Annotated in this window: 12 protein-coding genes; 7 read left to right on the top strand and 5 right to left on the bottom strand. The window is 71.1% G+C overall.

The annotated features are described in order from the left end of the window. Positions 1–304: 304 nt before the first annotated feature. From ABZ386_RS21845 to ABZ386_RS21820, 6 genes are all read left to right on the top strand, one after another. The gene (locus tag ABZ386_RS21845; protein ID WP_059419398.1) at positions 305–1078 is read left to right on the top strand and encodes an IclR family transcriptional regulator; all 774 of its coding nucleotides are present in this window, start codon (positions 305–307) and stop codon (positions 1076–1078) included. A gap of 263 nt (positions 1079–1341) precedes the next feature. Continuing rightward, on the top strand, positions 1342–2136 hold the full coding sequence (locus ABZ386_RS21840) for an MIP/aquaporin family protein (protein ID WP_351342744.1): 795 nt from the start codon (positions 1342–1344) through the stop codon (positions 2134–2136). An 85-nt stretch (positions 2137–2221) separates the two neighbouring features. After that, on the top strand, positions 2222–3760 hold the full coding sequence (gene glpK / locus ABZ386_RS21835) for a glycerol kinase GlpK (RefSeq protein ID WP_114251076.1): 1539 nt from the start codon (positions 2222–2224) through the stop codon (positions 3758–3760). An 8-nt stretch (positions 3761–3768) separates the two neighbouring features. After that, positions 3769–5385, top strand: a complete 1617-nt coding sequence (locus ABZ386_RS21830) for a glycerol-3-phosphate dehydrogenase/oxidase (protein WP_351342746.1) — start codon at positions 3769–3771, stop codon at positions 5383–5385. A gap of 126 nt (positions 5386–5511) precedes the next feature. Next, positions 5512–6183, top strand: coding sequence for a FadR/GntR family transcriptional regulator (locus ABZ386_RS21825; protein WP_114251078.1), 672 nt, complete (start codon positions 5512–5514; stop codon positions 6181–6183). 158 nt (positions 6184–6341) lie between these two features. Then, positions 6342–7325: a PAC2 family protein gene (locus tag ABZ386_RS21820; RefSeq protein ID WP_114251079.1), complete on the top strand. Its 984-nt coding sequence runs from the start codon at positions 6342–6344 to the stop codon at positions 7323–7325. 63 nt (positions 7326–7388) lie between these two features. Here the strand turns inward: ABZ386_RS21820 and mshC are convergent, their stop codons facing one another. From mshC to ABZ386_RS21800, 4 genes are all read right to left on the bottom strand, one after another. Then, the gene (gene mshC / locus ABZ386_RS21815; RefSeq protein ID WP_356502263.1) at positions 7389–8618 is read right to left on the bottom strand and encodes a cysteine--1-D-myo-inosityl 2-amino-2-deoxy-alpha-D-glucopyranoside ligase; all 1230 of its coding nucleotides are present in this window, start codon (positions 8616–8618) and stop codon (positions 7389–7391) included. Between the two features lie 94 nt (positions 8619–8712). Further along, the gene (locus tag ABZ386_RS21810; protein ID WP_356502265.1) at positions 8713–9543 is read right to left on the bottom strand and encodes an SCO1664 family protein; all 831 of its coding nucleotides are present in this window, start codon (positions 9541–9543) and stop codon (positions 8713–8715) included. Then, complete coding sequence (locus tag ABZ386_RS21805) at positions 9507–10094, bottom strand: DUF3090 domain-containing protein (protein ID WP_358965599.1); 588 nt, start codon at positions 10092–10094, stop codon at positions 9507–9509. Before ABZ386_RS21805 ends, ABZ386_RS21810 begins: the two co-directional genes overlap by 37 nt. A gap of 78 nt (positions 10095–10172) precedes the next feature. Then, positions 10173–10859: a histidine phosphatase family protein gene (locus ABZ386_RS21800; RefSeq protein ID WP_114251083.1), complete on the bottom strand. Its 687-nt coding sequence runs from the start codon at positions 10857–10859 to the stop codon at positions 10173–10175. 61 nt (positions 10860–10920) lie between these two features. Between ABZ386_RS21800 and ABZ386_RS21795 the strand changes: the two genes are divergently transcribed. Next, positions 10921–11916: a magnesium and cobalt transport protein CorA gene (locus ABZ386_RS21795; protein WP_351342756.1), complete on the top strand. Its 996-nt coding sequence runs from the start codon at positions 10921–10923 to the stop codon at positions 11914–11916. A 13-nt stretch (positions 11917–11929) separates the two neighbouring features. Here the strand turns inward: ABZ386_RS21795 and ABZ386_RS21790 are convergent, their stop codons facing one another. Beyond that, positions 11930–12718 carry a ferritin-like domain-containing protein gene (locus tag ABZ386_RS21790; protein WP_355725895.1) on the bottom strand — a complete coding sequence of 263 codons (789 nt, stop codon included), beginning with the start codon at positions 12716–12718 and terminating at the stop codon, positions 11930–11932. Positions 12719–12780: the final 62 nt, after the last annotated feature.

Raw genomic sequence — 12780 nt, 5'->3', positions numbered from 1 at the left:
GACATCCGGCAGGGCATCCGGGGAGAGGCGCACGGCGCCAGCGTAACCGGGAGTCGGCCCGGATGGGCAGCACGTCCACGGGACGGACGCCGAGGGGGGCCGGGACCGGCCACGGTGACCCATGAGCATCCGCCGGGACCGGCCGCGGTGCGACCCATGGGCATCCGCCGGGGCGTCCATGCCGCACCATGTGGCGACCCGCCATTAGCGGGAGGTCGGCAACGACCGGTAGTGTTCGACATTGCCGAACGAGGGCTGCGGGCCCCACCTGTCGGCGGTCGAAGGGGACGGAGGCAGTACGGCGATGGCACGGAACATCCAGTCGCTCGAACGGGCGGCCGCGATGCTGCGGCTCCTCGCGGGCGGCGAGCGGCGGCTCGGCCTGTCGGACATCGCCTCGTCGCTGGGCCTGGCCAAGGGCACCGCGCACGGCATCCTGCGCACTCTCCAGCAGGAGGGCTTCGTGGAGCAGGACGACGCCTCCGGGCGCTACCAGCTGGGCGCGGAGCTGCTGCGCCTGGGCACCACCTACCTCGACGTCCACGAGCTGCGGGCGCGCGCCCTGGTCTGGGCCGACGACCTGGCCCGTTCCAGCGGCGAGAGCGTCTACCTGGGCGTCCTGCACCAGCAGGGCGTGCTGATCGTGCACCACGTCTTCCGGCCCGACGACAGCCGGCAGGTGCTGGAGATCGGGGCCATGCAGCCGCTGCACTCCACGGCCCTCGGCAAGGTGCTGTCGGCCTACGACCCGGTGGCGCACAGCGAGGCCCTGGAGGCCGACCGCAAGGCGTTCACGGACCGTACGGTGTGCGAGCCGGAGGCGTTCGAGCACATCCTCGACGTCACCCGCGCGCGCGGGTACGCGGCGGACGTGGAGGAGACCTGGGAGGGCGTCGCCTCCCTCGCGGCCCCCATCCACGACCGGCGGCGCATGCCGGTCGGCGCGGTCGGCATCACCGGCGCCGTGGAGCGGCTGTGCCGGTCCGACGAGGAGCGGGCGCTGCGCCCGGAGCTGATCGCGGCGGTCCGGGACTGCGCCCGCGCGGTCTCGCGGGACCTGGGCGCCGGACGGTTCTGACGGAACAGCACGGGACCGGGGGGCCACACGGCGTCCCGGTCCTCGGCATGCCCGCGCTCACCTGCGGCAAAGATCCTGGGGACCGGGGCGATCAGTAACGATCGTGTTTTCGACAACACAGCCCTTGACGTGCTCGTAACGCCGAAGCAAGACTCCCGTCCATCGGTCGACATTGTCGAACAGGTACCGGCAATACGCGCTAGAGTGTGACAACGCCAGGCCGGTATCGCACTTCCCCTGGACGAAGGACAAAGGAGTCGCGGGTGTCCAGCTCCGACATCTTCATCGGCGAGACCATCGGTACCGCCATACTCATCCTGCTCGGCGGCGGAGTCTGCGCCGCCGTGACGCTCAAGGCTTCCAAGGCCCGCAACGCCGGCTGGCTCGCCATCACCTTCGGGTGGGGCTTCGCGGTGCTCACGGCGGTCTACACGACGGCGCCGCTGTCCGGCGCCCATCTGAACCCGGCCGTCACCCTCGCGCTCGCGATCAAGGACGGCGACTGGAGCAACGTCCCGGTCTACTGGGCCGGCCAGCTCCTCGGCGCCATGATCGGTGCCGCACTGGTCTGGATCGCCTACTACGGCCAGTTCCAGGCCCACCTCACCGACCGCGAGATCGTCGGCGGTCCGGGTGCGCAGGCCACGACGGCCAAGGCCGTCGAGGCCCAGGAGAAGGGCGCCGGCCCCGTGCTGGGCGTCTTCTCCACCGGCCCCGAGGTCCGGGTCGCCTGGCAGAACCTGGCCACGGAGATCATCGGCACGATCGTGCTGGTGCTCGCCGTGCTCACCCAGGGCCTGAACGACAAGGGCAACGGCCTGGGCACCCTGGGCGCCCTGATCACCGCGCTCGTGGTGGTCTCCATCGGCCTGTCCCTCGGCGGCCCGACGGGGTATGCGATCAACCCGGCCCGTGACCTCGGTCCGCGTATCGTGCACGCCCTGCTGCCGCTGCCCAACAAGGGCGGCTCCGACTGGGGCTACGCCTGGGTCCCCGTGGTGGGTCCGCTGATCGGCGGCGCCATCGCGGCAGGCATCTACAACGTCGCGTTCGCTTAGCAGCCCCTCTTTCGCGCCCGTCGCGAAACTTCCAGCACGCGCCGTACGTAAAGCCCCTTAAACCCGGAATTACCAGGAGCACACAGTGACCGACGCGCACACCGCCGGCCCCTTCATCGCCGCCATCGACCAGGGCACCACCTCCTCCCGCTGCATCGTCTTCGACCGCGACGGCCGGATCGTCTCCGTCGACCAGAAGGAACACGAGCAGATCTTCCCCAAGCCGGGCTGGGTCGAGCACGACGCCACCGAGATCTGGACGAACGTCCAGGAGGTCGTCGCCGGGGCCATCGAGAAGGCCGGCATCACCCGCGACGACATCAAGGCCATCGGCATCACCAACCAGCGCGAGACGACCGTGCTGTGGGACAGGAACACCGGTGAGCCCGTCCACAACGCCATCGTCTGGCAGGACACCCGCACCGACGCCCTCTGCCGCGAGCTCGGCCGCAACGTCGGCCAGGACCGCTTCCGCCGCGAGACGGGCCTGCCCCTCGCCTCCTACTTCGCCGGTCCGAAGGCCCGCTGGCTGCTCGACAACGTCGACGGGCTGAAGGAGCGCGCCGAGGCGGGCGACATCCTCTTCGGCACCATGGACACCTGGGTCATCTGGAACCTGACCGGCGGTGTCGACGGCGGCAAGCACGTCACGGACGTGACGAACGCCTCCCGCACGATGCTCATGAACCTCCACACCATGCAGTGGGACGACCGGATCTGCGAGTCGATCGGCGTCCCGAAGCAGGTGCTGCCGGAGATCCGCTCCTCCGCCGAGGTCTACGGCGAGATCAAGGGCGGCAAGCTGGGCGACCTGCTCGGCGGCATCCCGGTCGCCTCCGCGCTCGGCGACCAGCAGGCGGCCCTGTTCGGCCAGACCTGCTTCTCCGAGGGCGAGACCAAGTCGACCTACGGCACCGGCACCTTCATGGTGATGAACACCGGCGACAAGATCATCAACTCCTACAGCGGTCTGCTCACCACCGTCGGCTACAAGATCGGCGACCAGGACACGGTCTACGCCCTGGAGGGCTCGATCGCCGTCACCGGTTCGCTGGTGCAGTGGATGCGCGACCAGATGGGTCTGATCTCCACCGCCGCCGAGATCGAGACGCTCGCGCTCTCCGTCGAGGACAACGGCGGCGCCTACTTCGTGCCGGCCTTCTCCGGCCTGTTCGCCCCGTACTGGCGCTCCGACGCCCGCGGTGTGATCGCCGGCCTGACCCGGTACGTCACCAAGGCGCACCTCGCGCGTGCCGTCCTGGAGGCCACCGCCTGGCAGACCCGCGAGATCGCGGACGCCATGACGAAGGACTCCGGTGTCGAGCTGGCCGCCCTCAAGGTCGACGGCGGCATGACCTCCAACAACCTGCTGATGCAGACCCTCGCCGACTTCGTGGACGCCCCCGTGGTGCGCCCGATGGTCGCCGAGACCACCTGCCTCGGCGCCGCTTACGCCGCCGGCCTCGCCGTCGGCTTCTGGAACAGCACCGACGACCTGCGCGCCAACTGGCGCCGGGCCGCCGAGTGGACCCCCCGCATGGCCGCGGAGACCCGTGACCGTGAGTACAAGAACTGGCTCAAGGCCGTCGAGCGGACCATGGGCTGGCTCGAGGACGAGGAGTAAGAAACCGCATGACCAGTCAGTCCACCCTGCAGTCCGTGCCTGCCCTGGGGACGCACCCGGCCTCCGGCTCGAACCCGAGCCGAGCCGAGACCAGGGAGCAGCTCGCCAAGGCGTCGTACGACCTTCTCGTGATCGGCGGCGGCATCCTGGGCATCTCCACCGCCTGGCACGCCGCGCAGTCCGGCCTCAGGGTGGCTCTGGTCGACGCCGGCGACTTCGCCGGTGCCACGTCCTCCGCCTCCTCCAAGCTGCTCCACGGCGGCCTGCGCTACCTGCAGACCGGCGCGGTGAAGCTGGTGGCGGAGAACCACTTCGAGCGCCGTGCGGTCTCCCGTCAGGTGGCCCCCCACCTGGCGAACCCGCTCACGTTCTACCTCCCCGTGTACAAGGGCGGGCCGCACGGCGCGGCGAAGCTCGGCGCGGGCGTCTTCGCCTACTCCGCGCTCTCGGCGTTCGGTGACGGCGTCGGGCACCTGCTCTCGCCGGCCAAGGCCGCGCAGGACGTGCCCGAGCTGCGCACCGAGAACCTCAAGGCCGTGGCCGTCTACGGCGACGACCAGATGAACGACGCCCGCATGGCGCTGATGACGGTCCGCGCGGCCGTCGAGGCGGGCGCGGTCGTCCTGAACCACGCCGAGGTGACGGGCCTGCGCTTCACCCAGGGCCGGGTCACGGGCGCCGAGCTGAAGGACCGCCTCTCCGGCGACGAGTTCGGCGTGAACGCCCGGCTCGTGCTGAACGCGACCGGCCCCTGGGTCGACCACCTGCGCAAGATGGAGAACCCGAACGCGGCGCCCTCCATCCGCCTGTCGAAGGGCGCGCACCTGGTCCTGAAGCGCACCTCCCCCTGGAAGGCCGCGCTCGCCACCCCCATCGACAAGTACCGCATCACCTTCGCCCTCCCCTGGGAGGACATGCTGCTGCTCGGCACCACCGACGAGGTGTTCGAGGGCGACCCGGCGGACGTCTCGGTGACCGAGAAGGACATATCCCAGATCCTCGACGAGGCCGCCTTCTCCGTCCGCGACCAGCAGCTCAGCCGCGACCTCATCACGTACTCCTTCGCCGGCCTGCGCGTGCTGCCGGGCGGCCCGGGCGACACCGCCAAGGCCAAGCGCGAGACGGTCGTCACCGAGGGCCGGGGCGGCATGCTGTCCGTCGCGGGCGGCAAGTGGACCACCTTCCGCCACATCGGCCGGACGATCATGAAGAAGCTGGAGACGCTGCCGGGCCACCCGCTCGGTGACGACTTCGAGCCGATCAGCTCGCTGCCGAAGAAGCTGCCGCTGCCCGGCATCGCCAACCCGCGCGCGGTCGCCCACCGGCTGCTGACCGACCGCCCGGCGCCCGGCCCGCGCATGGGAGCCGACACCGCCCGGCACCTGGCCACGCACTACGGCTCGCTGGCCTTCGACATCGCCCGCCTGGCCAACGAGAACCCGGAACTCGCCGAGCGCGTCCACCCGGAGGCCCCGGAGATCTGGGCGCAGGTCGTCTGGGCCCGGGACCACGAGTGGGCCGAGACGCAGGACGACGTGCTGCGCCGCCGGACGACGCTGACGATCCGCGGCCTGGCCACCGACGACGTCCGCGCCAAGGTGCAGGACCTGCTCGACAAGAAGTAGGACGGCACTCGGGGACCGCGTGCGGGAAGGGACGGCTCCACGCCGACGGAGCCGTCCCTTCCGCGTACTCGTCCCCGCATAATGACCTGATACGTCGGAGGTCTTGAACGACAGGGGAGGCCGGCCATGGCAGTCACCGACGAGGCGATCGAGAAGATCAAAGGCATGATCGTCTCCGGCGCGCTGCGGCCGGGCGACCGGCTGCCCAAGGAGAGCGAACTCGCCGCCGACCTCGGCCTGTCCCGCAACTCCCTGCGGGAGGCCGTCCGCGCGCTCTCCCTCATCCGGATCCTGGACGTCCGCCAGGGCGACGGGACGTACGTCACCAGCCTCGACCCGCAGCTGCTGCTGGAGGCGCTGAGCTTCGTCGTCGACTTCCACCGCGACGACACGGTCCTGGAGTTCCTGGCCGTACGCCGCATCCTGGAGCCGGCCGCGACGGCGATGGCGGCGCTGCGGATCAGCGAGCAGCAGCTGGACGCGCTCACGGCCCAGCTGGACAGGCTCGGCGAGGACCCGTCCGTGGAGGACCTGGTCGCCTGCGACCTGGAGTTCCACCGGGGCATCGTGCGCAGCTCGGGCAACTCCGTGCTCTGCTCGCTGCTCGACGGCCTGTCGGGTCCCACCACCCGGGCCCGGATCTGGCGCGGCCTCACCCAGGAGGACGCGGTGGGCCGCACCCTGCGCGAGCACCGGGCGATCCTCGCCGCCCTGCGCGACCGGGACGCCGAGGCGGCGCGCTCGTGGGCGACGGTGCACATCGCGAGCGTCGAACAGTGGCTGCGCTCCACGCTGTGACCAGGGCCTCACGGCCAGCTCGGATGACTCCGGGGTGTTCAGGGGTGGATCACGGGGCAGTCATGGGGGCACTCCCCCTGCAAGGGGGCTGCGGGCGCCCCCTTGGCACGCCGTAAGGTTGGGTGGTCAAGCGAGGGCACGTCGGAAGGAGGCACTGGGTGATCGAGCTCGAGGGGGTTCCCGAGCTGATCGACCCGGTCATGGTGGCCGCGTTCGAGGGCTGGAACGATGCCGGCGACGCCGCCTCCACCGCGGTCGCGCATCTGGACAGGGAGTGGAAGGGCGAGGTGTTCGCGGCGCTGGACGCCGAGGACTACTACGACTTCCAGGTCAACCGCCCCACGGTGTTCATGGAAGCGGGCGTCCGCAAGATCACCTGGCCGACGACAAGGTTGTCGGTCGTCCGGGTCGGCGGCGAGAAGCCGCGTGATCTCGTCCTGGTCCGCGGTATCGAGCCGTCCATGCGATGGCGTTCGTTCTGCAACGAACTGCTCGGCTTCGCCCACGAACTGGGCGTGGAACTGGTGGTCGTCCTGGGTGCCCTGCTCGGCGACACCCCGCACACGCGTCCGGTTCCGATCAGCGGGACGACGTCCGACCCGGACCTGGCCCGGCGGATGGACCTGGAGGAGACCAAGTACGAGGGCCCCACGGGCATCGTCGGCGTCCTCCAGGAGGCGTGCACGCACGCGGGGGTGCCGGCCGTGTCGCTCTGGGCGGCGGTGCCGCACTACGTGTCGCAGCCGCCGAACCCGAAGGCCACGCTGGCCCTGCTGAACCGCCTGGAGGACCTGATCGACGTGCGCATCCCGCTGGGCGAGCTGCCCGAGGACGCGCGCGCCTGGCAGGTCGGCGTGGACCAGCTGGCCGCCGAGGACAGCGAGGTCGCCGAGTACGTCCAGTCGCTGGAGGAGGCCCGGGACACCGCCGAGCTGCCGGAGGCGTCGGGCGAGGCGATCGCCCGCGAGTTCGAGCGCTATCTGCGGCGCCGGGACGGAGGCGGACCGCCCGCTTCCGGCGGGCACGCGACGGCGGACGGCAGCGACAGCCAGTCGTACCTCCGGGACAACCCCAGCGGCCGCACACGACCGCCGAAGCCGCCCAAGCCGGGTACGGACGACGAGGAGTCGTCGGAGGACTGAGCACCGAGCACAGCGAAAAGGGGCGTCTCCCGGCCGGGAGACGCCCCTTCGCGTGCCGTGGGGTTACAGCGCGACGCCGAGCAGTGCGTCCACCGCGCGGGAGACCACGCCGGGCGCGCCCGGGTCCGTGCCGCCGCTCTGTTCCTGGAGGGCGACCCAGCGGTCGACCGCGGTGAGGGCGGCGGGCGCGTCCAGGTCGTTGGCGAGGGCCTCGCGGATCTTCTCGACGAGCGCCTCCGCCGGCGGCCCGTCGGGCCGGGACACGGCGGCCCGCCAGCGGCCGAGCCGTGCGACGGCGTCCTGGAGGACCTGGTCGGTGTACTCCCAGTCGGCGCGGTAGTGGTGGGCGAGGAGCGTGAGCCGGATGGCGGCCGGGTCGACGCCGTCGTGCCGGAGCTTGGAGACGAAGACCAGGTTCCCCTTGGACTTGGACATCTTCTCGCCGTGCAGGGCGACCATGCCGGCGTGCACGTACGCCTTGGCCATGGGGAAGGCGCCGGTGAGGGCCTGGGCGTGGGAGGCGCCCATCTCGTGGTGCGGGAAGGCGAGGTCGGAGCCGCCGCCCTGGATGTCGAAGCCCATGCCGAGGTGGTCGAGGGCGATGGCCACGCACTCGATGTGCCAGCCGGGCCGTCCGCGCCCGAGCGAGCCGCCGTCCCAGCTGGGCTCGCCCTCGCGGGCGGCCATCCACAGCATCGGGTCGAGCGGGTTCTTCTTGCCCGGGCGGTCCGGGTCGCCGCCGCGCTCGGCGGACAGCAGCCGCATCGCCGCCGCGTCGAGGTTCGAGACCTTGCCGAAGTGCGGGTCGGACTCGACGGAGAAGTAGACGTCGCCGTCGAGTTCGTAGGCGGCGCCCGCGTCCCTGAGGCGCTCGACGAGCGGGACGATCCCGGGTATCGCCTCGACGGCGCCGATGTACTGCCGCGGCGGCAGCATCCGCAGGGCGGTCATGTCCTCGCGGAAGAGGGCCGTCTCCTGCTCGGCGAGGGCGGCCCAGTCGATGCCGTCGCGCTGTGCCCGCTCCAGGAGCGGGTCGTCGACGTCGGTGACGTTCTGGACGTAGTGAACCTGCCGCTTGGTGTCGAGCCACACGCGCTGCACGAGGTCGAACGCGTTGTAGGTCGCCGCGTGTCCCAGGTGCGTGGCGTCGTACGGGGTGATGCCACAGACGTAGATACGGGCGACGGGACCGGGGGCGAGGGTGACGAGGCCGCCGGTCGCGGTGTCGTGGATCCTCAGGTCGCGGCCCTGACCAGGCAGGGCGGGGACCTCGGAAGCGGGCCAGGCATGCATGCCTTGAGCCTAACCGGACTGAAGTTCCATATACGAATGGGAGCGGGCCGGACGGCCGAGAAGGCGCTCTTGCGGCGAACCGGCCGCTGTGCTGCTACACGGGCGGCCAGGGGATGGCCGGCCACTCCCCGCTCGGCTCGGGATGCTTCCCCGAGGCGAGCAGCGCGCCGACCCGCGCGCGGGTGGCGTCGAGCTCGGCGCCGGTGATCAGCGGTGCGAGCCGCGCGCTGAGAGCCCCGCCAGCCGCCAGGTCCTTCCGCAGGCCCTCCAGGACGTCGACGGCCTCCTGCGGCAGGGGCTCCCCCGCCCAGCCCCACAGCAGGGTCCGCAGCTTGTTCTCGACGTTGAACGTGACCCCGTGGTCGATCCCGTACAGCCGTCCCTCGCCGGTGGGCAGCAGGTGGCCGCCCTTGCGGTCGGCGTTGTTGATCACGGCGTCGAGCACCGCGAGCCGCCGCAGCCGCTCGTCGTCGGCGTGCACGAGCAGGGCCGTGCGCCCCTCGCCGACCTCGGCGAAGCCGATCGCCTTCCAGCCCGGCTCCGGCTCCTCACCGTCGACCAGCGCGAGCAGCTCCGCGTCGGCCGTCGCCTCGATCCACAGCTGGCACATGCCCTCGCCGTAGGGGCCGTCGCGCAGCACCGTGGGCGGCACCAGGCCCCAGCCGGTCGCCTCGGAGACCTCGTAGGCCGCCACCTCGCGCTGGGCGAGCGTGCCGTCGGGGAAGTCCCACAGGGGCCGCTCCCCCGCGACCGGCTTGTAGACGCAGGCCGCCTCCTGGCCGTCGTACGCCACCGTGCAGTACAGGGCCGCGTTGGACGCCTCACGGATGCGTCCGCGCACGGTGAGTTCGCCGCGGGCGAGCAGCTCGGCCGCGTTCGAAGGAGGTGTCACGCTCCGCGGCGGTATCCGTTCTGGCGCGGACATACGTGTCCTTCCGGGTCGAGCGGGAGGCTGCACAGCGGGCACGGCGGCCGCCCGGCGTTGACGACGTCGAGGGCGCGCTTGGCGAAGGCCCGGGCCTGCGCGCCGGTGAGGCGGACCCGCAGCATCGGGGGCCCGTTCTCCTCGTCCTGGAGCAGCCGTTCCTCGGCCTCGGCGAGGTCCTCCTCGGAGTCGGCGTCGAGCTCCACGAGGGCCTGCGCCTCGACGATCATGAGCTGTTCCTCGCCGTCCCAGGCGAGCGCCATGGTGCCGACCCGGAACTCCTCCTCGATGGGGGTGTCCAGCGGGGCGGTGTCGGTGTCGGACGGCGCGACGGCGGGGACGGAGGCGCTGCCTCCGCTACGGCGTACGACTTCGTCGAGCAGTTCGTCCATCCGCTCGGCGAGGGCGGCGACCTGGGTCTTCTCCAGGGCCACGCTGGTCACCCGGGAGCCGGCGACGGCCTGGAGGAAGAACGAACGGCGCCCGGGCAGCCCGACCGTACCGGCCACGAAACGTTCCGGATGGTCGTAGAGGAACACCTGACGGGACACGTCCTGTCTCCATTGGGATCGTGGGAACCGTGTGAGTACGGCACTGCTGCGACCGCTTCACCCTACTGCGGCCGACGATCACGGTGCGCCCGCACCACCCCCGACGGGGGCCTCGTCGCCCGGCGGTTCCTCGCGCGGCACCAGGGACGTGAAGTCGCCGGTGTCACCGAGGCGGACGAGAAACGGTCGCAGTCGTGTGTAGCGGATCGCGGTGATGGAACACGGTTCAACGGAAATCCGCTGGAAGAGGTCCAAGTGAAGTCCGAGTGCGTCCGCCACGAGAGACTTGATGATGTCGCCGTGCGAGCACATGAGGTAGACGGCGTCGGCGCCGTGGTCGCGCTCCACGCGCGCGTTCCACTCGCGCACGGCCTCGGCTGCCCGCGTCTGCATGGCCCGCATCGACTCCCCGCCGGGGAACGCCGCCGCGGACGGGTGCGCCTGCACCACCTCCATCAGGGGCTCGTCCTTGAGTTCGGCGAGCTTGCGCCCGGACCAGTCGCCGTAGTGGCACTCGCCGATGCGCTCGTCGGTGTGGGGCGTCAGTCCCGGCCGCGCCCCGAGGAGGGGCTGAATCGTTTCCTGGCAGCGCTGGAGCGGGCTGGTGACGATCTCGGCCAGGGGCAGTTCGGCGAGGCGTCCGGGCAGCGCGGCGGCCTGCGCGGCGCCGCGTTCGTCGAGGGCGACGCCGGGCGTCCAGCCGGCGAGCAGTCCCTCGGTGTTGGCGGTGGAACGTCCGTGCCGGACCAGGATCAGCGTGGGCATGCGCTCCAGCGTAGGCGCACGCGCGCGTGCCGTGTCGTTCGAGTGACGGGAGAACCGCTTCGTGATCGTCGACTGTGCCATCTACCGCGACGGACACCGGACGGAGGGCCCGGAGGACCTCTCCGACGCCCTGGGGGAGGCCCGGACAGCGGGCGGTTTCGTGTGGATCGGGCTGCATGAGCCGTCGGAGCGTGAATTCGACCATGTGACCCGGGAGTTCGGCCTGCATCCGCTGGCCGTCGAGGACGCCCTCAAGGCCCACCAGCGGCCCAAGCTGGAGGTGTACGACGACTCGCTCTTCGTGGTGCTGAAGCCGGTGGCGTACGAGCCGGAGACCGACACCGTCACCACCGGCGAGATCATGGTCTTCCTGGGCGAGGGTTTCGTGGTGACCGTCCGGCACGGCGAGGGCTCCCCGCTCAAGGCGGTACGGCACCGGCTGGAACAGGAGCCGGAACTGCTGGGCAAGGGCCCCACCTCCGTCCTGTACGCGGTCGCCGACGCCACCGTCGACCACTACCTGGACGTGGCGACCGAGTTGCAGGCCGACCTGGAGGGCCTGGAGGCGGAGGTCTTCTCGCCGGAGGACGGCGGCTCACGGCACACGGCGTCCCGGATCTACGACTTCAAGCGGCAGGTCCTGGAGTTCCGCCGGGCGACCGGGCCGCTGGCCCTGCCGATGACCCGGCTGGCGGGCACGGCACCGTACGGCGTGGCCGTGCCGTTCGTCGACGACCGGGCCCGGCCGTTCTTCCGGGACGTCAGCGACCACCTCACCCGCGTGAACGAGTCGGTGGACGGCCTGGACCGGCTGGTGTCGGACATCCTCTCGGCGCATCTGGCCCAGATGAGCGTCCGGCAGAACGACGACATGCGGAAGATCTCCGCGTGGGCGGCCATGGCAGCGATCCCCACGATGCTCGCGGGGATCTACGGCATGAACTTCGACCACATGCCCGAGCTGCGCTGGGTCTGGTCCTATCCGGCGCTCATCGCACTGATGGCGTTGCTGGAGGTGCTGGTGTTCCGGCTGTTCAAGCGCCGCGGGTGGCTGTAGGGAACGGGCCCGGTCAGGCGAACTCGGGTTCCGGGGAGGCCGGACCGCCGAGGGCGTCGCGCCGCTCGGGCGCCTTCAGCAAGACCATCCGGCGCCAGCCGCCCAGCCGTTCGTACGCGTACACGGCGTGGATACCGGCCGCGAGCATCGCCGACTTGGCCTTCGGCCAGCCGAGGACGCGGCCCATGTGCGCCATGACCGCGAGGCTGACGTCCCGGTAGATCCTGATCTCGGCGAGCGCGCACTCCCGCAGGGTCCGCTGGATGGTCCGGCCGTGGCCCGCGCGGGCGAGGCGCAGCAGTTCCTCGTGGCAGTAGGCGAGGTGGTTGCCCTCGTCGTTGGAGATCTGCTTGACCGCGCGGCCGATGTCGGGGTGGTCGGCGAAGTGCTTGCGGAGCAGGTCCATCTGCTCGGAGGCGCGCTGCTCGGTGACCCTGCTGTGCGAGAGGTAGGTGACGATGTCCTGGACGGTGAGCCGCTCGTCGCGCCGCAGCTGCTCGTGCGCGAGGCCGATGCCGTTCTTCTCCAGCAGCATCGTGTAGTCGGTCTCCGGCGGGACCGGGACGGGATCGAGGCCACGCTTCTTCATCAGGGCGTTGAAGATCCGGCCGTGCTTGTCCTCGTCGGCGCCGTGCCGGGAGATCTTGGGCGCGAGTTCGCGTTCGCCGTCGGGGACGAGTGCGGCGATGCGGGCGTTCTCCCAGCCGCCCTGGGACTCGCCGCTCGCGGCGATGGAACAGAACAGGGCGAAGGACTCGTCGTTCTCGAGGATCTCCTGGAACAGACTCTTGGCCGAAAACATCGTGGGCACCTCTTCCCGCGCGCGTGCGCGTGCTGCAGGATCCGCAGGTTTCCGCGAAGAAC

Source organism: Streptomyces sp. NPDC006140 (genome assembly GCF_040628815.1).
GTDB lineage: Bacteria > Actinomycetota > Actinomycetes > Streptomycetales > Streptomycetaceae > Streptomyces.
Note: the sequence above shows the minus strand (reverse complement) of the source record. Positions and strands in the feature narration are given on the sequence as shown.

What these genes read in the sequence shown, in the direction of transcription:
- ABZ386_RS21845 (WP_059419398.1), top strand. Translation starts at nt 305, where the DNA reads ATGGCACGGAACATCCAGTCGCTCGAACGGGCGGCCGCGATGCTGCGG.
- ABZ386_RS21830 (WP_351342746.1), top strand. Translation starts at nt 3,769, where the DNA reads ATGACCAGTCAGTCCACCCTGCAGTCCGTGCCTGCCCTGGGGACGCAC.
- ABZ386_RS21825 (WP_114251078.1), top strand. Translation starts at nt 5,512, where the DNA reads ATGGCAGTCACCGACGAGGCGATCGAGAAGATCAAAGGCATGATCGTC.
- mshC (WP_356502263.1), bottom strand. Translation starts at nt 8,618, where the DNA reads ATGCATGCCTGGCCCGCTTCCGAGGTCCCCGCCCTGCCTGGTCAGGGC.
- ABZ386_RS21810 (WP_356502265.1), bottom strand. Translation starts at nt 9,543, where the DNA reads ATGTCCGCGCCAGAACGGATACCGCCGCGGAGCGTGACACCTCCTTCG.
- ABZ386_RS21800 (WP_114251083.1), bottom strand. Translation starts at nt 10,859, where the DNA reads ATGCCCACGCTGATCCTGGTCCGGCACGGACGTTCCACCGCCAACACC.
- ABZ386_RS21790 (WP_355725895.1), bottom strand. Translation starts at nt 12,718, where the DNA reads ATGTTTTCGGCCAAGAGTCTGTTCCAGGAGATCCTCGAGAACGACGAG.